This window comes from Kitasatospora terrestris (assembly GCF_039542905.1).
GTDB classification, from domain to species: Bacteria; Actinomycetota; Actinomycetes; order Streptomycetales; family Streptomycetaceae; genus Kitasatospora; species Kitasatospora terrestris.
Window position 1 is genome coordinate 5474407 of record NZ_BAABIS010000001.1, and the last position, 18007, is coordinate 5492413.

The 18007-nt window shown below is 69.4% G+C and carries 16 protein-coding genes; 8 read left to right on the top strand and 8 right to left on the bottom strand.

Features of this window, described 5'->3' with window-relative positions; genetic code table 11:
- Positions 1 to 38: 38 nt before the first annotated feature.
- Together frr and ABEB06_RS25295 are read left to right on the top strand one after the other, a co-directional pair.
- Positions 39 to 596 (top strand): ribosome recycling factor, encoded by a 558-nt coding sequence (frr, locus tag ABEB06_RS25290; protein ID WP_030458788.1) that lies wholly within the window; start codon positions 39 to 41, stop codon positions 594 to 596.
- Entirely contained in the window at positions 593 to 1630 is a 1038-nt protein-coding gene (locus ABEB06_RS25295; protein ID WP_345701979.1) for a phosphatidate cytidylyltransferase, read from the top strand. Before frr ends, ABEB06_RS25295 begins: the two co-directional genes overlap by 4 nt.
- Before the next feature lie 406 nt (positions 1631 to 2036).
- On the opposite strand, the gene ABEB06_RS25300 is transcribed toward ABEB06_RS25295, so the two are convergent.
- The 4 genes from ABEB06_RS25300 to ABEB06_RS25315 form a co-directional block, all read right to left on the bottom strand.
- Entirely contained in the window at positions 2037 to 3278 is a 1242-nt protein-coding gene (locus tag ABEB06_RS25300; protein ID WP_345699181.1) for a tyrosine-type recombinase/integrase, read from the bottom strand.
- 2 nt (positions 3279 to 3280) lie between these two features.
- Positions 3281 to 3532: a helix-turn-helix domain-containing protein gene (locus tag ABEB06_RS25305; protein WP_345699182.1), complete on the bottom strand. Its 252-nt coding sequence runs from the start codon at positions 3530 to 3532 to the stop codon at positions 3281 to 3283.
- An 883-nt stretch (positions 3533 to 4415) separates the two neighbouring features.
- Complete coding sequence (locus ABEB06_RS25310; RefSeq protein WP_345699183.1) at positions 4416 to 4724, bottom strand: helix-turn-helix domain-containing protein; 309 nt, start codon at positions 4722 to 4724, stop codon at positions 4416 to 4418.
- A 348-nt stretch (positions 4725 to 5072) separates the two neighbouring features.
- Positions 5073 to 5498 carry a hypothetical protein gene (locus tag ABEB06_RS25315; RefSeq protein ID WP_345699184.1) on the bottom strand — a complete coding sequence of 142 codons (426 nt, stop codon included), beginning with the start codon at positions 5496 to 5498 and terminating at the stop codon, positions 5073 to 5075.
- A 172-nt stretch (positions 5499 to 5670) separates the two neighbouring features.
- Between ABEB06_RS25315 and ABEB06_RS25320 the strand changes: the two genes are divergently transcribed.
- From ABEB06_RS25320 to rlmN, 4 genes are all read left to right on the top strand, one after another.
- The gene (locus ABEB06_RS25320) at positions 5671 to 6042 is read left to right on the top strand and encodes a GntR family transcriptional regulator (protein ID WP_345699185.1); all 372 of its coding nucleotides are present in this window, start codon (positions 5671 to 5673) and stop codon (positions 6040 to 6042) included.
- 175 nt (positions 6043 to 6217) lie between these two features.
- Positions 6218 to 7720: a peptide deformylase gene (locus ABEB06_RS25325; RefSeq protein ID WP_345699186.1), complete on the top strand. Its 1503-nt coding sequence runs from the start codon at positions 6218 to 6220 to the stop codon at positions 7718 to 7720.
- 98 nt (positions 7721 to 7818) lie between these two features.
- On the top strand, positions 7819 to 9273 hold the full coding sequence (locus ABEB06_RS25330; protein ID WP_345699187.1) for a hypothetical protein: 1455 nt from the start codon (positions 7819 to 7821) through the stop codon (positions 9271 to 9273).
- A gap of 183 nt (positions 9274 to 9456) precedes the next feature.
- Entirely contained in the window at positions 9457 to 10557 is a 1101-nt protein-coding gene (rlmN, locus tag ABEB06_RS25335) for a dual-specificity RNA methyltransferase RlmN (RefSeq protein ID WP_345699188.1), read from the top strand.
- Positions 10558 to 10667: 110 nt separating this feature from the next.
- On the opposite strand, the gene ABEB06_RS25340 is transcribed toward rlmN, so the two are convergent.
- The 4 genes from ABEB06_RS25340 to ABEB06_RS25355 all read right to left on the bottom strand — a co-directional run bounded on the left by ABEB06_RS25340 (position 10668) and on the right by ABEB06_RS25355 (position 14684).
- A complete protein-coding gene (locus tag ABEB06_RS25340) occupies positions 10668 to 11819 on the bottom strand; it encodes a hypothetical protein (protein WP_345699189.1) in 1152 nt (383 codons plus the stop codon).
- 11 nt (positions 11820 to 11830) lie between these two features.
- Positions 11831 to 12604, bottom strand: coding sequence for an ABC transporter ATP-binding protein (locus tag ABEB06_RS25345; RefSeq protein WP_345699190.1), 774 nt, complete (start codon positions 12602 to 12604; stop codon positions 11831 to 11833).
- A gap of 215 nt (positions 12605 to 12819) precedes the next feature.
- Positions 12820 to 14214, bottom strand: a complete 1395-nt coding sequence (locus ABEB06_RS25350; RefSeq protein WP_345699191.1) for an aspartate aminotransferase family protein — start codon at positions 14212 to 14214, stop codon at positions 12820 to 12822.
- Complete coding sequence (locus ABEB06_RS25355; protein WP_345699192.1) at positions 14211 to 14684, bottom strand: Lrp/AsnC family transcriptional regulator; 474 nt, start codon at positions 14682 to 14684, stop codon at positions 14211 to 14213. Before ABEB06_RS25355 ends, ABEB06_RS25350 begins: the two co-directional genes overlap by 4 nt.
- 264 nt (positions 14685 to 14948) lie before the next feature.
- On the opposite strand from ABEB06_RS25355, the gene ABEB06_RS25360 reads away from it, so the two are divergent.
- Complete coding sequence (locus ABEB06_RS25360; RefSeq protein WP_345699193.1) at positions 14949 to 16394, top strand: gamma-aminobutyraldehyde dehydrogenase; 1446 nt, start codon at positions 14949 to 14951, stop codon at positions 16392 to 16394.
- 210 nt (positions 16395 to 16604) lie between these two features.
- Positions 16605 to 17963, top strand: coding sequence for an aspartate aminotransferase family protein (locus ABEB06_RS25365; protein ID WP_345699194.1), 1359 nt, complete (start codon positions 16605 to 16607; stop codon positions 17961 to 17963).
- Positions 17964 to 18007: the final 44 nt, after the last annotated feature.

An 18007-nucleotide genomic window follows, 5' to 3' on the forward strand; every position in this document is an offset into this window, starting at 1 on the left:
ACGGGACAACAGCAGATGATCCGGACAGGGAGCAGACAGTGATCGATGAGACCCTCCTCGAGGCCGAGGAGAAGATGGAGAAGGCCGTCGCGGTCGCCAAGGACGACCTCGCCGCCATCCGTACCGGCCGCGCGCACCCGGCGATGTTCGCCAAGATCGTCGCGGAGTACTACGGCGCCCTGACGCCGATCAACCAGCTGGCCTCCTTCTCCGTCCCGGAGCCGCGGATGGCCATGGTCACCCCGTTCGACAAGACGGCGCTGAAGGCCATCGAGACCGCGATCCGCGACTCCGACCTGGGCGTCAACCCGTCGAACGACGGCTCCGTCATCCGCGTGGTGCTCCCGCAGCTCACGGAGGAGCGCCGCCGCGAGTACATCAAGCAGGCCCGCGGCAAGGGCGAGGACGCCAAGGTCTCCGTCCGCTCCATCCGCCGCAAGGCGAAGGACGCGATCGACAAGCTGGTCAAGGACAAGGAGATCGGCGAGGACGACGGCCGCCGCGGCGAGAAGGAGCTCGACGACCTGACGGCCAAGTTCGTGGCCCAGATCGACGAGCTGCTGAAGCACAAGGAAGCCGAGCTGCTGGAGGTCTGACGCCGCCGCCCGGGCCGCCCGCCCGGGTGCGACCGCAGACCCGCAGACCCCGCTACCGCCCCGGGCCGACGTCCGACCCGGGGCGGCGGCCCCGGCCCGGGCCGACCCGAACGGGTCACGCGCGGCTGCCTCCGGTGTACCCGGAGGGCAACGCGGCACAGACTCTGATCATGCCTGTCCAGGAGACCTCCGTGGCCCAGCCCGACCAGCAGCCCCGCAAGCCGCGCGGCGGCCGCAATCTGCCCGCCGCGATAGGCGTGGGCGTCGGACTCGGCGCGGTGATCGTCGCTTCGCTGTTCGTGGTGAAGGCCGTCTTCCTCGCCGTGGTGGCCGCCGCCGTCGTGGTCGGCATCTGGGAGCTGACCAGCCGGCTCGCCGAGCGCAAGGACATCCACGTCCCGCTGCCCCCGCTGCTGATCGGCGGCGTGGCGATGCTGGTCACCGGCTACTTCGCCGGCGCCCAGTGGGCGGCCGCGCTGCTCGGCCTGACCGGCGTGGCGCTGATGATCGCCCGGATGTCCACCCCGCCGGAGAACTACCTCCGTGACATAACGGCCGGCGTCTTCACCGCCTTCTACGTGCCGTTCCTCGCCACCTTCGTCGCGCTGATGCTGGCCGCCGACGACGGCGCCTGGCGGATCCTGATCTTCCTGGTCGTCACCATCTGCAGCGACACCGGCGCCTACGCGGTGGGCTACAAGTTCGGGAAGAACAAGCTCGCGCCGACCATCAGCCCCGGCAAGACCCGCGAGGGCCTGGCGGGCGGCATCGGGCTGTCGATGCTGGCCGGTGCGCTGCTGATGCAGTACGTCATCGACGACGGCACCTGGTGGCAGGGCCTGATCCTGGGCGGCTGCGCGGCCGTCACCGCGACCCTCGGCGACCTCGCCGAGTCGATGATCAAGCGTGACCTCGGCATCAAGGACATGGGCACCCTGCTCCCCGGCCACGGCGGCATCATGGACCGGCTCGACTCCCTGCTGCCGACCGCGCCGGTGGTCTGGCTCCTCCTCGCCGCCTTCGTCGGCGGCTGACCGGGCGGTCCACCCGCACACCACGGAGCCCCCCTGCACCACACGGAGCCCCCGGCCGCCCAGAGCGGCCGGGGGCTCCGCCGTCCTCCTCAGAGCACGCCCACCGGCACGATGACCAGGGCGGGCAGTGCGACGAAGACGGTACCGAGATGCGCGGCGAGGACCAGTCCGCCCGCGACGGCGGACGCCCCCACCCGAAGATCGTTCACGGGCGGGAGCGTACCGGCCTCCGGCGGCGCGGAGAACCCGCTTGCGGGACACGGGTCAGTTCTCCGGATCTGCGACACTGGACGGACCATGCCTAAGCCCGGAGAACATCACCGGGCGCACGTGAAAAGGGCTCTCTACCAGCGGGTTTTCCGCCAGTTGAGGGCCCTTTCGCGTGTCCGGGGCCGTGCCGGGGCCGTCAGGTGGTCGGTTCACCCCCTTGGAAGAGCTGGTCGACGGCCTTTCGGGCCCGCTCCTGGCTGTTCGGCATGAGGTGCGCGTACACCCGCAGGGTCAGGGCCGGGTCGGCGTGCCCCAGGTAGTCGCTGACGGCCCGGATGCTCTCCCCGGCGTCCAGCAGCACCGAGGCGTAGAAGTGCCGCAAGGCGTGCATCCCGTGCTCGCGCGCGGACGCGTAGGACTCGCCCGGACCGGCCGCAGGGATGAGCCCGGCGGCGGCAATCGCGGGCTTCCAGTCCTGGAGGTTGAAGTTGCTCTTCCAGACCAGGCCGGCGGCGGTGTTGCTGAACAGGAGCCGGAAGGTCACCGGCGGCCCGTCCGGGGTCCGCCAGGGGAGCGTGATGGGGACGGGCTTGAAGGCGTCCATGTGGTCGCGGACGGCAGCGGCCACCGAGTCGGGGAGAGGGACGTCCCGCACCTTGTTGCACTTCGGCGGTGCGAACACTGCCTTGCCCCGGATGAGCTTCACTTGCCGGAGAACCCGGACAGTGCCCGTCTCGAAGTCGAGGGCGTCATCCTCGGCCAGTCCGATGATCTCCCCTTGGCGGAGGCCACAGCCCGCTCCTAGGTCGGCCATCGCCCGGTACCGATCCGGGAGGGCCGACCGCACAACGAACACCTGCTCCGGCAGCCAGGGGATCACCCTGCGGGCCTCCACCGCCGGAGGCCGTACCGACTTCGCGCTGCAGGGATTCCGACTCAGGAGACCGTCGTCCACGGCCGCCGAGAGCACCGCCCGGACGTCCGAGTAGATGTTCCGGGCGTACGAGCCGGTGATCGGGCTGTCCTCCAGCTCCTTGACCAGCTCCTGGATGTGGGAGGGGCGGAACGAGTCGAGCGGGCGCCGGCCGATCCGCGGGAAGACGTGGAGCCGTAGCCGGGTCTCCACGAGTACCTGAGTCGAGGGGTCGGTCGTCTGCATCTTGAGCCACCGGTCCGCGAACTGCTGGAACGTCGTCCGGGCGGCCTTGGGGTCGATGTACTGGCCCCGGGACATGTCGGCCCGCACCTGGGCGAGCCACTGCTCGGCGAGGCGGCGCTCCCGGTCAGCGAACGACTTGCTCTTCTCGCTGCCATCCGGGCCGACGTACCGGGCCCGGTAGCGCAGGCCGATGCCGTGCCGGTCGCTCTTGACACGTCGAGGCTTGCCGTCGGCGCCGGTCTCTGTCTTGAACCAGCGGTCCTGGATGTGTCCTGCCACGATCAGGCCGCCTCTCCGGTCTGGTCCGCCACCCACTGGGCGACGGAGTTGGGGTCGAAGCGCAGGTGTCGGCCGACGCGGAAGCCGGGCGGGCCGGTGCGCTTGCGGCGCCACTGGTAGACGGTCTCCAGCGGGACGCCGAAGAGAGCTGCGACATCCTCTGGGGTGAGGTAGCGCTGGGGCAGGGCGAGCGCTGCCGGGCGCTGACCCGGCTCGCTCAGTCGAGCGGCGCCCGGCCGCTGACTGCTGGTCATGGGGTGGGACTCTCCTCACTTCGAGAGACGGGGCGTTGCCAGCAGGCGTGCTACCGGTAGCGCGGGCTGGTGTGGGTGGTAGCGGCTCTGCTGAGGGTCGGAAACCCGGGGTTGGGCCGGGTTCCGGGGGTTTGGGCTGGCGGGGTGCTATCCGCTAGCGCCCAGGTCGGGCGGGCTTTGGGCCGCTAACGGGGGTGCTATCGCTAGCGGGTGGGGGTGCTATCGATAGCGGGCCTGCTACCGGGCCTATGGGGCTCCGGCGGGCGGGTCGAGGTGCCGTGAGCGGGGTCCGGCACGGTGACGCTGAGCCTGGGCCGGGAGTGTCAGCGGTGGTGCCAGGAGGGGGTGTCAGGGGGTGTCAGCGGGGTCTGACACCCGCGTTTGCCTAGGGGTTTGGGTGTCAGCGGTGTCAGGTGTCAGGGGTGTCAGGCCGGGCCGGGGGCGGGGTGCGCATGTGTCCCAGGTAGCGATTTCTGCGTCACCGCGACATCAGCGTCATTTAGGGCTCTGACCTGCGGCTTCTTGGTGACGCAGGGATCGGGAGGATCGGGGCGTGCGTCACCGGGTGACGCGGGCTGCGTCCCGGAGGTGACGCGGTGACGCAGAGGTGACGCAGAGGAAGCCGTCTGCGTCACCCTTGTTGTCGCAGGTCAGGGGCCGTTTTTCGGCTCGGGTGACGAAGGTGACGCAGCGTCTTCTACTTAGGAAAAAACAGGGGCAGTTCTAGTACTTAGGCGCTCTCTCAGAGCGAAAGGAGGAGCCGCTTCGCGGCACGACCTTCGGCGGCTTCGCCGAACAGCAAGAGGAGCACCCCGCGCCGGGCGGGCCGGTGCTCTTCTTGCTGTTCGGGACGCGAGTGCCGCGCGGCCGGTGGCCGTGTCCGTCAGCGGCGCTTGGTGGTCCAGGGGGCCCGCTCGCGGCTGCTGGAGGGGGCGGAGGCGGCGACGGCGGACAGGCCGGCGGGCAGCCCGGTGGCAGCCAGGTAGGCGCGGAACGCGTCGCGGGAGATGCGGACCTGGCCCCGGCCGTTGCCGACCCGGTAGGCGGCCAGGGTCCCGCTGCGGGCCATACGCCAGACGGTCTCCTGCGACAGCCGCAGGGCGAAAGCGACCTGGGGCACCGTCAGGTAGTCGGTCGGGTCCGCGAGCGCGGCCGGGGTCGGGTCGGTGGTCTGCGGGACGGCGGTGTTCATGCGGGTCTCCTCGGTCGGGCGGTGAGCCCGGAACAGGGTCGGGTCGGGATGCCCGCCGCCGCTCACGAGCGCTCACGGGGCGCTCACGGGGCGGTCGGGCGGTGGTGCGAAGTCGGGTGCCGGTCGGGGTCTGGCCTGCGCGGATCGGCCGATCCCGGGGCCGGGAGTCAGGGGCGCGCTCACCGGCGCTCACGGGGTGCTCACGGACGTGCTTACCGGGTCGGCTGGCGGTTCCGCCGCAGGTCACCGGCGGTTACCTCAGCCCCGGGCGGGCGGTCGGCCGGAACGTTCCCGAGATCGGGTACGGCCCGGGGAACGGCCGGGCTGGTCGCCGGTGAGCGCGGGCGGTCAGGCCGTGAGCGCGCTCACGGCGGGCGCCTGCGGATGCGGGAAGGGGATGACCTCGGCCAGCTCCTCGGGAGCGGCGGCGCGGTGGGCCTGGGTCAGGGCGAGCATGCCCGCCACATCCTGGGCGCGGGAGATCCGGCGCGCGGACGGGAAGTGCTGGCGGTAGGCCTTGTCGTCGGGCTGGCCGGGGCGGCAGCCGGTCAGGTGCAGGTTGTACGACTTCAGGAACGCGCCGCCGGAGCGGACGCGATCCAGGCCGAGACGCGCCACGCCCTGCGCGATCCAGGCCTCGACCTGGGCCTCGCCCGTCGTGCTGAAGCGGCAGGTGCTCGGCATGTCCGAGGCGTACAGAGCCACGGCCCGGGCGGTGCCGGACAGCATCGCCGACACGGGGGACAGGAGCGGAGAAGCGACGGTTGCGTGCATGATGGAACTCCCTTCGAGGGGCGTGGAGCGGCGTACTCACTTGGCGGTTTGGGCGCCGCTCCACGGTGCTTTCTAGAGGCCTTGCTGTGACACCTAGACTGACCTAGGTGTATCAACCTGTCAAGCAATGGACCTAGGTGTATTGGCTCGTGCTAGTGGATACCCTGGTCGCATGACTGTCTCGACCGATGACCACCGCGCTCCGTACGTCCAGGTCGCTGACGCGCTCCGGGACGAGATCCAGTCCGGCAAGCTCAAGCCGGGCCAGAAGCTCCCATCTGCGCGACAGCTCGCTGACCGATTCCAGGTGGCGGTGATGACCGCGTCCAATGGCGTCAGGGTGCTGCGCGAAGAGGGCCTTGTGTCCTCGACCCAGGGGCGCGGCACGTTCGTTCGGCGCGCCGACGACCCGGCGCCCGTCGCTCCGAGCCCGGGGGAATCCGGGGTGCTGGTGGATCGGGTGGGCGTGCTCGAGGCCGAGGTCCAGCATCTGACCGAGCGACTTGCCGCCGTTGAGACCCTGCTTGCTGAGTGGAATCAGTGACGCAGCATGCTGCTGGCGTACCGTCAGGCTGAGGTTGTTCGTCATGGCCGTCGACCGCCCCTTCGTCCGGTAGGTTCCCGTCCTGACGCAGTAAGCAAATCGCAGCTCAGGGTTATGACTACAGGCTGAGCGGCGGTCATTCACAGCTCACTCACAGGCACAGGCGGGGGACGAGATGCCAAGCGAGCCACAGCCAGCAGAGCCATTCATCGCGGAGCTGAAGCGTTGGCGCGATGTGCGGGGCCTCTCCCAGTCCGCTCTGGCCAAGGCCGTTGGGTACACGCCCTCGTACGTCTCGAAGGTCGAGAGCGGCCAGCAACGCCCGTCCAAGTCGTTCGCGGAGCAGTCCGACCGCGTGCTGCATGCCGGCGGGGCGCTGCGGCGGGCGCTTGCTGAGGCCGAGGCGCTAGGGCGCCCGGAGCCGTCGGTCTATCCGGTGGCAGCCGATGCGCCTGCCGGGGACGCGCAGCCCGCCAGCGTGATCGTGCAGCACGATGACGCGGAGCTGTACTACGACGGCCGGACCTACCGGGCGACCCAGCGTCGGCAGCTCTACAACGCGAGCCCTGACCCGATCACCCGATACCTGATCCGGATCTCCGTCGACCGCTACCCCGGCAACCCGGAACGCTCCAACCGGCTGTACCGCGAGAACCCGCTGACGTGGGAAGAGATAGACCTGAGCGCTAGCGTGGGCAGCGAGCCGGTTGGCTGGCGAGTGCAGCACGACCGGGACGCCTTCAAGGAGCTGTGGCTCCTCTTTGAGAACGACTACGGGCGCTACCCGCTCTACCCGGGCGAGACGACCTGGATCGAGTACTCGTACACAGTCAGCGAGGACAAGTGGGGCACCTGGTTCCAGCGAGCGGTCCGGCTCCCCACCGACCGACTGAGTGTCCGGCTGAACTTCCCCGCTGACCTGGACCCGGCCGTCTGGGGCACCGAAACCACGATGACTGCCGCCGCCTTTCCGTTCCGGACCGCCATTCATCGGGACGACGCAGAGGACCGGCGGATCTACTCCTGGACCACCGACGACCCGCCGCTGCACGCCAGGTACCGGCTCGAGTGGAAGTTCCGCGCACGCCCCGACCACGAGGAGACCAGGCAGCCCATGCCCGCGACCACCGCCAGCGAGAAGATGCGATCCATCGGTGTCGTCCAGGCCGGCGACCCGATCCTGACCAGCCAAGCCCGCCCGTTCGACCTGCCGGCCGAAGCAGAGGACGCGCGCCGGGTCGTGGCCGAATTGAACGCCGCAGCCGAGCGAGCCGCAGGCATCCACGTCTTCAGTAAGGGGTTGGGGGTCGCAGCGCCGCAGCTCGGTATCGACCGTAGTGCGGCCATCGTGCGCACTGCGGATGGCGAGACCATTACTCTGCTGAACTCCCGAGTGATCGAGGAGTCTGTAGAGGTCGACGAGCAGTATGAGGGCTGCTGGAGCTTCTTTGATGTTCGCGGAGTTGTACCGCGACCGCGCAGGATCACGGTGGAACACCAGACCATTGAAGGTCAGCGCCGGATCACCATTTTTGAGGATTCCGTAGCTCGCCTTGTGTGTCACGAGATCGACCACTTGGAAGGCGTCCTCTACACTTCCCGGATGCGGCCGGACGATGAGGTGATTCCCGTCTCTGAGTATCGCGGTACGGGCCGCACGTGGAACTATCAGAATTAGCGCTCCCCGTGCGCGCGGCCTTCAAAGTTGTCATTGCTTGATGAGGGATATGTATGGGGCGAGTACAGGCAATTGAATCTAGAGCGCTTCAGTCTAGGATGACGCCCGAACTCATCCGAACGCTACTGATTCGCCGCGATAGCCGCCGCTGGGCGCGCCACACCGTCGAGCACAGTCGGCCGCGTGATGAGCAGCAAAGAGTTAGCACCGCGCTTTTGCCGGGAGATGGGGCGCGGCTGGCTCGGCTCTGGGTGGCGGAGATCTTTACGCCGCTCGACTTCCCCAATATCTCAAAGCAGCTAGATGTACTAAGCGGACGGTCTCGGGAGATGGGCGCCTTCCGGGACTACGCGGAAGAGTTTAGGAAGGCGCGGAGGGCTTCCATCGCTGGATGGATCACCCTGCCGTCCTTCAAACGCCGAGGTTCGCGCTACTTCAATCCTAATGCCATGGTGGAGAAACTCCCTCCGGGAGTCGAGCATGTCGGATTTCGGCTCACTATGGTCACGCCTAGCGTCGCGGCCATAGTGGCCGAGCTCACGTATTCAGAGGACTTCTCGCGCCGCTTCGGGAGACTGGCGAACCGACATTATCAGACATGGGCGGAGAGTCGCCCGGGCGGCGGATTCGTACTTCACGGGGTTGAGCGGCAGAAGGAACGTGCTGCATTCGAGTGGCGCTCTCAGCGTGTTGCGGAGGCCAGCGGCTTGCTCGCCAAGCATTTCCCAGGCTTCTTTGCTCGGGAAGAAGGTGTCAATCATCCTGCGGTCGAGTTGATTCTCACGGCCGGGTTCTTGCCGTGGAACTATATGGCGCCGAATCGTGGAAGCCGCTACAGGGCATTGGGGCTTGATGGCGTGCTCGGCCCTCAATGGGTTTGCGGCCGAGCTACGGCCCTGCGCGCGAAGTTGGCGGATATCCCTACCGACCGGATGTGGGGATCGGTGGACACTCTCGTGTTTGCGGCAAGGGAGGACGAGATTGATTCCGATCCACCACTAGGGTTCCGTCTCAGGCCTAACCAGCACGACTTTGAGGCGTTGGGGTTCTTGGGGGACACGGTTGAGCCGTTCGCGCTCAGATGGGCCCTTTATAGGCTGGTTGTTCGCTCCGGAGAGCGATTTAATGGACTCCGCGACGGAATCGCTCTTAGGGTCTCCAAGGCTACATCGAAGGACTTCCTGCGCCTCAGGGATGACCTTCTTCGTCTTGGCGTCGAGAATGGTCACGCGATTGGCGAGATCGTCGAGTATGCAAATAGTGATAGAGACTGGAATTTTGAGCTTCAAGATTTTTCGGGCTCCTTCCCTCCCGGCTACCCCCCATCTGCAACGATTGATAGTCTTGGGGAATTTGTAAAGTTGAACCTCTTGCGTGAAGCGGATCGACTCGTAAGGACGGAGGGGGAGTTTCGCGACCTTATGTCGACGTCGGCAGAAATGACGAATGCGGCATTTAATGCGAGACTCCAAGGGAAGTTTTATATTCTCGCTATCTTGTCGTTGGTCGTTGCCTTGGTGGCTCTTTACGTCTCATATCTCTCCTTGAAGTAGGCGTACTCGCTGGTAAGGCGGCACGCGCTGCCTCCACAGGTGTGAGCGGACTGGACTATGCGCGCTGGGCCGCCTGTGGGCCGTGCGGGGCTGGCCAACGCTGACAGGCGACGGCAGACGTCGGACCCTCCGCCCCTTGTGGGATGCGGGCCAGTTCTCTGGATCTGCGACACTGGATGAACCATGCCTAAGCCCGGAGAACTGACCTTTGTCGCGCCGCGCGGCGCAAAGCCCCCGCGACACCTCGCCGACCTCAGCCCTGCCGAGCGCAAGGAGGCCGTCGCCGAGCTGGGCGAGCAGCCGTTCCGCGCGAAGCAGCTGTCCAACCACTACTTCGGCCGGATGTCGAACGACCCGGCGGGCTGGACGGACATTCCCGCCGCCAGCCGGGAGAAGCTGACCGAGGCGCTGCTGCCGGACCTGATGTCGGTGGTGCGGCACGTGTCGTGCGACGACGACGACACCCGCAAGACGCTGTGGAAGCTGTTCGACGGCACGCTGGTCGAGTCGGTGCTGATGCGCTACCCGGACCGGGTGACCATGTGCATCAGCTCGCAGGCGGGCTGCGGCATGAACTGCCCGTTCTGCGCCACCGGCCAGGCGGGGCTGACCCGCAACCTGTCGACGGCGGAGATCGTCGAGCAGATCGCCGCGGGCATGCGCGACCTGAAGACCGGCGCGGTGCCGGGTGGTGAGGCGCGACTGTCGAACGTCGTGTTCATGGGCATGGGTGAGCCGCTCGCCAACTACAACCGGGTGCTCGCGGCGATCCGCCGTCTCACCGATCCGGCGCCGGACGGCTTCGGGCTGTCGCAGCGCGGCATCACGGTGTCGACGGTCGGCCTGGTGCCGGCGATGAACCGGTTCGCGGACGAGGGCCTGAGCTGCCGGCTGGCGCTGTCGCTGCACGCGCCGGACGACGAGCTGCGGGACGAGCTCGTCCCGGTCAACACCCGGTGGAAGGTCGCCGAGGTGCTGGACGCCGCGTGGAACTACGCGGAGAAGTCCGGGCGACGGGTGTCGATCGAGTACGCGCTGATCAAGGACATCAACGACCAGGCGTGGCGGGCGGACCTGCTCGGCCGGCTGATCAAGAACCACCGCGTGCACGTGAACCTGATCCCGCTGAACCCGACCCCGGGCTCGAAGTGGACGGCCTCCCGGCCGGAGGACGAGCGCGAGTTCGTCCGCCGCCTGCAGGCGCACGGTGTCCCGACGACGGTCCGCGACACCCGCGGCCAGGAGATCGACGGCGCCTGCGGTCAGCTCGCCGCGGCGGGCTAGCAGGAAGCGCGCGCAGGGGCGCAAGCGAGAAGCAGGGACGCAAGCGAGAAGCAGGGGCGCGAGGGGTATCTCCCTCGCGCCTCTGCTGTGCTGTCCGGGCAGCCTTACAGCTAGCCGAGTGCGTAGGCCGCCAGGATCGCGGTCGCCCCGCCGGTGACCAGCAGCACGGTGCCGGCGGCGACGGTGCGCAGGGCGGCGGCGCCGGTGAGCAGGCCGGGCGGGGTGCCGAGGCGCAGCAGGTCGTCGGTGACGGGGCGGCGGGCGGCGCGGAGTTCGAGGAGCCGGGCGACGACCGCGGCGCCGGCGCAGCCGACGATGAGGACGCCCTCGACGACCGGGAGCGGTTCGGCGGTGCCGGGGGTGCCCGTCCAGTGCCGGGCGGCGGTGAGGACGAGGGCCACCGCGAGGGCGAGGACGGCCAGCGGGCTGCCGAGGCCGCGGGCCTGGGCGGTGAGGCCGCGGCCGGCGAGCAGGCGCAGCGGGGCGGGCCGTCCGAGCGGGAGCAGCCGCCCGGCGACGGCGAGCAGCGGCGCGGTGAGCAGGGCGATGCCGGTGGCGGCGAGGGCCCAGCCGATGAGGACGGCGGTGCTGGTGGCGCCGAGGCCGGCGGGCAGGTCGACGGGCTTGCCGTCGACGGCGGCGCCGGGGCGAAGCCCGTACAGCTCGAGGGCAAGGCCGACGAGGGTGAGGCCGATCGGCAGGGCGAGCCGGAGCGGGGCGAAGGCGTGGTCGGCGGCGGGTTCGGCGGGCCGTCCGGGCAGGGCGTCGGGGAACCGGATCGCGCAGGCGGCGGAGACCCCGGCGACCAGCGGGAGGGCGGCGAGCAGGACGACCGGCGCGGCGGCGGGCAGCGGGACGCCCATGCCGAGGTCGGCGGCGAGCTCCGGTCCGGCGATGTCGTTGCGCAGGATCAGGAAGACCAGCAGGGTGGCGGCGCCGCCGAGGGTGCAGGCGGCGGCGATCTCGCCGCCGACGAGCAGGCGGATCCGGCGCGGCCCGGCACCGGCGGCGGTCAGGCCGGTGATCCGTTCGGGCTGCTGCGCGGGGACGGCGCGGGCGGCGACGGCGGCGAACCAGGCCACGGCGGCGAGCGGCGGCAGGCACCAGAGCAGGCGGGGCAGCGAGGCTCCGGCGGGTTCGCTGAGGGCGCGGCCGAGGGCGCGGAGCAGGAAGGCGGCGACCACGGCGGCGGCCGCGGCGGTGAGCGTCCAGCGCGCGAGGTCGAGGGTGCGGTAGCCGCGGGCGAGTCTGAGGTAGTACACCGGGCTTCCCCCTACCGGCTCGTCATGCCGGCTGCCGGGGCGGCGGCGGGAGCGGCGGTGGAGGACGGGGCGGCGGCAACCGCTCCGGGGACGGCGGCCGAGGGGGCCGGGACGAGGCGTCCGTCGACCAGGGTGACGGTGCGGTCGGCGTAGCGGGCGAGCTCCGGGTCGTGGGTGGCGAGCACCAGGGTGAGCTGGTGGGAGCGGGCGGCGCTGGCGAGTATCCGCAGGACCTGGTCCTGGGCGTCGTGGTGCAGGGTGGCGGTCGGCTCGTCGGCGAAGACGACGGGTGGCATCGGGGCCAGGGCCCGGGCGACGGCGATCCGCTGGCGCTGGCTCTGGACCAGCTCGGCCGGACGCAGTCGGGCGCAGTCGGCGACGTCGAGGCGGTCGAGCCATTCGCCCGCGGCGGTGTACGAGGCCTTGTGGCCGGCGCCGGCGAGCAGCAGCGGCAGGGCGACGTTCTCCCGGGCGGTGAGCTCGGGAACGAGGTGGGGCTCGGAGCCGACGAAGCCGAAGCGTTCGCGACGGAGCTTCTCCCGGCCGGCCCGGCCGAGGGTGTGGACGGGGGAGCTGTTGAACCAGACCTCGCCCTCGTCGACCGGGAGCAGGGCGGAGAGGCAGCCGAGCAGGGTGGACTTGCCGCTGCCGCGCGGGCCGGTGACGGCCAGCATCTCGCCCTCGCGGACGCCGAGGGACACCCCGTGCAGGGCGGGACTGCCGTGGTGGGACTTGACGATCCCCCGGGCCCAGAGCACGTCGTTGTCGGGCGGGGCCGCTGACATGAGTTCCATCCAGGTGCCGACGCGGATATGACAGTCGTCAGATTAGAACGATCAGGTCGCGGCGCGGTTGCGGCGCACGGGTCCATTCAGGGGCATTTGCCCGCGAAAGCGGCGTGTTGTGCCGGGAATTACGTCGCGAACTACGCCACGGGTACGCCGAAGGGCGGTCCCGGAGACACTCGGGACCGCCCTTCGGCGGAGGGTGGGACGAAAGGTCAGATCTTGGCCCACGCGTCGGTGAGGCTGACCCGCAGGATCTGCTCGATCTCGTCGAAGGTCGACTGGTCGGAGATCAGCGGCGGGGCCAGCTGCACGACCGGGTCGCCACGGTCGTCGGCGCGGCAGTACAGGCCGTTGTCGAAGAGCGCCTTCGACAGGAAGCCGTAGAGGACGCGCTCCACCTCGTCGTCGTTGAACGACTCCTTGGTGACCTTGTCCTTCACGAGCTCGATGCCGTAGAAGTACCCGTTGCCGCGGACGTCGCCGACGATCGGCAGGTCGCGCAGCTTGTTCAGGGTGCCGAGGAACTTGGACTCGTTGTCCAGCACGTGCTGGTTGAGGCCCTCGCGCTCGAAGATGTCGAGGTTGGCCAGCGCCACCGCGGAGGACACCGGGTGGCCGCCGAAGGTGTAGCCGTGCAGGAAGGTGTTGTCGCCCTTGTAGAACGGCTCGGCGATGCGGTCCGAGATGATCGTGGCGCCGATCGGGGAGTAGCCCGAGGTCATGCCCTTGGCGCAGGTGATCATGTCCGGCACGTAGCCGAACTTGTCGGCGCCGAACATGGTGCCGAGGCGGCCGAAGGCGCAGATGACCTCGTCCGAGACCAGCAGCACGTCGTGGCGGTCGCAGATCTCGCGCAGGCGCTGGAAGTACCCGGGCGGCGGCGGGAAGCAGCCGCCGGCGTTCTGCACCGGCTCGACGAAGACGGCGGCGACGGTCTCGGGGCCCTCGAAGAGGATGGCCTGCTCGATCTCGTCGGCGCACCAGCGGCCGTACGCCTCGGGGTCGACGGTGCCGTCGGGGCCCGCCAGGTACGCCGGGGCGCGGTAGATGTTGGTGTTCGGCGCCTTGTGGGTGCCCGGCACCAGCGGCTCGAACGGGGCCTTCAGACCCGGCAGGCCGGTGATGGACAGGGCGCCCTGCGGGGTGCCGTGGTAGGCGACGGCGCGCGAGATGACCTTGTACTTGGTCGGCTTGCCGGTCAGCTTGAAGTACTGCTTGGCCAGCTTCCAGGCGGTCTCGACCGCCTCGCCGCCACCGGTGGAGAAGAACACCTTGTTGAGGTCGCCCGGCGCGTAGTTGGCGAGGCGCTCGGCCAGCTCGACGGCCTTCGGGTGGGCGTAGCTCCACACCGGGAAGAAGGCGAGCTCCTTGGCCTGCTTGGCGGCGGCCTCGGCCAGCTCCTCGCGGCCGTGGCCCGCCTGGACCACGAACAGGCCGGCGAGGCCGTCGAGGTACTTGCGGCCCTTGTCGTCCCAGACGTAGGTGCCTTCGCCCTTGACGATGGTCGGCACGGGGGAGTTCTCGTACGACGACATGCGGGTGAAGTGCATCCACAGGTGGTCGTAGGCGGTCTTGGAAAGGTCCTTCGAAGCCGGCTCGGCTGTCATCGGGTGCCCCAGGTGTAGGTCTGTTTCCGGAGCTTCAGATAAACGAAGCTCTCGGTGCTCCGCACGCCGGGAAGCGCGCGGATGCGCTTGTTGATCAGTTCGAGCAGGTGCTCGTCGTCCTCGCAGACCAGTTCGGCCAGCAGGTCGAACGAGCCTGCGGTGCAGACCACGTAGTCGACCTCGTCGAGGGCGGCCAGTGCGTCGGCGACCGGCTCGACGTCACCTTCGATCTTGATCCCCACCATCGCCTGACGGGTGAACCCGACGGTGAGGGGATCGGTGACGGCGACGATCTGCATCACGCCCTGGTCGAGCAGCTTCTGGACCCGCTGGCGTACGGCCGCTTCGGACAGGCCGACGGCCTTGCCGATCGCGGCGTACGGGCGGCGCCCGTCCTCCTGGAGCTGCTCGATGATCGCCTTGGAGGCGGCGTCGAGGGGAACGCTGGCGTTCCGGTCGCGGTTGGCCACGTCGCCACTGTGCCCGATCGACCTCGGAAGCGCAAGCCGCTCTGCTGCTGATTTCGTCGCGGTTTCGACAAACGGGTGCGGATTGCGTCGTGTTCTGCTCCGGGCCCTGCCGATAACGCCAGGTGTCGAGGTACCCTGGCGAGGTACACGCGCAGGCGTGCACACACCCGAATGTGGTTCGCGGCTGACATGCCCCGGCCACCCGGTGCCGGGTAACCTGGCGCCGGATCTGCAACGCCGCAGGCCCAGACCGAGGAGAGACCCGTGAGCGAGCTTCGTACGCTGCGCAACTACATCAACGGTGAATTCGTCGACGCCGCGGACGGCCGCACGCTCGACATCGTCGACCCGACCACGGGTGAGGTCTACGCGACGTCGCCGCTGTCCGGTGCCGCCGACGTGGACGCCGCGATGGCCGCCGCCGACGCCGCCTTCCCGATCTGGCGCGACGCCACCCCGAGCACCCGGCAGAAGCTGCTGCTGAAGATCGCCGACGCCGTCGAGGCGCGGGCCGACGAGATCGTGGACGCCGAGGTCCGCAACACCGGCAAGCCGCGCGGTCTGACCCTCTCCGAGGAGATCGGCCCGATGGTCGACCAGATCCGCTTCTTCGCCGGCGCCGCCCGCCTGCTGGAGGGCAAGGCCGCGGGCGAGTACATGGACGGGATGACCTCGATCGTCCGCCGCGAGCCGGTCGGCGTCTGCGCCCAGGTCGCGCCCTGGAACTACCCGATGATGATGGCCGTGTGGAAGTTCGCCCCGGCCATCGCCGCGGGCAACACCGTGGTGCTCAAGCCCTCCGACACCACCCCGGCCTCCACCGTGCTGCTCGCCGAGATCATCGGCGGCATCCTCAAGGACCTCGACCTCCCGGCCGGCGTCTTCAACGTGATCTGCGGCGACCGCGAGACCGGCAAGCTGATGGTCGAGCACAAGACCCCGGCGATGGCCTCCATCACCGGCTCGGTGCGCGCCGGCATCTCGGTCGCCGAGTCGGCGTCCAAGGACGTCAAGCGCGTCCACCTGGAGCTGGGCGGCAAGGCCCCGGTCGTGGTCTTCGAGGACGCCGACATCGCCGAGGCGGTCGAGGGCATCTCGGTGGCCGGCTTCTTCAACGCCGGCCAGGACTGCACCGCCGCCACCCGCGTGCTGGTGCACGAGTCGATCCACGACGCCTTCGTCGAGGCGCTCGCCAAGGCCGCCGCCGAGACCAAGACCGGCGGGGTGGACGACGAGGACGTGCTGTACGGCCCGCTCAACAACGCCAACCAGCTGAAGCAGGTGTCCGGCTTCGTCGACCGCCTGCCCGCGCACGCCAAGGTCGAGGCCGGTGGCCACCAGGTCGGCGACAAGGGCTACTTCTACGCCCCGACCGTCGTCTCCGGCCTGAAGCAGGACGACGAGATCATCCAGAACGAGGTCTTCGGCCCGGTCATCACCGTGCAGAAGTTCACCGACGAGGACCAGGCCGTCTCCTACGCCAACGGCGTCGAGTACGCGCTCGCCTCCTCGGTCTGGACCAAGGACCACGCCCGCGCCATGCGGATGTCCCGCCGCCTGGACTTCGGCTGCGTGTGGATCAACACCCACATCCCGCTGGTCGCCGAGATGCCGCACGGCGGCTTCAAGAAGTCCGGCTACGGCAAGGACCTGTCGTCCTACGGCTTCGAGGACTACACCCGGGTGAAGCACGTCATGACCGCGATCTAGCGGGTCATGGCGGTCGGGCGCAGTATGACCGCGATCTAGCGGGTCATGGCGGTCGGGCGCAGTATGACCGCGATCTAGCGGGTCATGGCGGTCGGGCGCAGTATGACCGCGATCTGATCCCGCAGCCCTTTGCACCCTGTCATGGCGACGCGCGTGTCCCGTGACAGGGTGCACCTGCATCTGGAGCCCGTGGCTCCCTACGCTGGGGGCATGAGCATCCCCACCGCTGACTCAGCCGCCGGGCAGGCCGTCAAGGCTGCCGACCGCGCGCACGTCTTCCACTCGTGGTCCGCCCAGGCACTGATCGACCCCCTCGCGGTGGCCGGTGCCGAGGGCTCCTACTTCTGGGACTACGACGGCAACCGCTACCTCGACTTCTCCTCGCAGCTGGTGAACACCAACATCGGCCACCAGCACCCGAAGGTGGTCGCCGCGATCCAGGAGAAGGCGGGGCAGCTGTGCACCATCGCTCCCGGCTTCGCCGAGGAGTCGCGCAGCGAGGCCGCCCGCCTGATCGCCGAGCGCACCCCGGGCGACCTGGACAAGGTGTTCTTCACCAACGGCGGCGCCGAGGCGAACGAGAACGCGATCCGGATGGCCCGGCTGCACACCGGCCGGCACAAGGTGCTCTCCACCTACCGCTCGTACCACGGCGCCACCGCCAACGCGATCACGCTGACCGGCGACCCCCGCCGCTGGGCCAACGAGACCGGAGTCTCGGGCATCGTGCACTTCTGGGGGCCGTACGCCTACCGCTCCAACTTCCACGCCGAGAACGAGGCGCAGGAGTGCGAGCGCGCGCTCGCCCACCTCGAGCAGACCCTCGCGTTCGAGGGCCCCGGCACCGTCGCCGCGATCATCCTGGAGACCGTGGTCGGCACCGCCGGCATCCTGGTCCCGCCGGCCGGCTACCTGGCGGGTGTCCGGGAGATCTGCGACCGCTACGGCATCGTCTTCATCCTGGACGAGGTGATGGCCGGCTTCGGCCGCACCGGCGCGTGGTTCGCCGCCGACCACTGGGGCGTCACCCCGGACCTGCTGACCTTCGCCAAGGGCGTCAACTCCGGCTACGTGCCGCTGGGCGGCGTGGCCATCTCGGCGGAGATCGCCGCGACCTTCGCCGAGCGTCCCTTCCCCGGCGGTCTGACCTACTCCGGCCACCCGCTGGCCTGTGCCTCCGCCGTCGCGACCATCAACGTGATGGCCGAGGAGGGCATCGTCGAGAACGCCAAGCACATCGGCGAGACCGTGCTCGGCCCGGGCCTGCGCGAGCTGGCCGAGCGTCACCCGTCGATCGGCGAGGTCCGCGGCCTGGGCGTGTTCTGGGCGCTCGACCTGGTGAAGAACCGGGAGACCCGCGAGCCGATGGTGCCGTACAACGCGGCCGGCCCCGCCAACGCCCCGATGGCCGAGCTGGCCGCCGCCTGCAAGCAGCGCGGGCTGTGGCCGTTCGTCAACATGAACCGCTTCCACGTCGTCCCGCCGTGCACCGTCACGGAGGAGGAGGCCAAGACCGGTCTCGCCGTCCTGGACGAGGTCCTCACCCTCACCGACGCGCACACCGTCTGACGACCGACCGCCGAAGGCCCCGGACTCCTGGAGAGAAGCCCGGG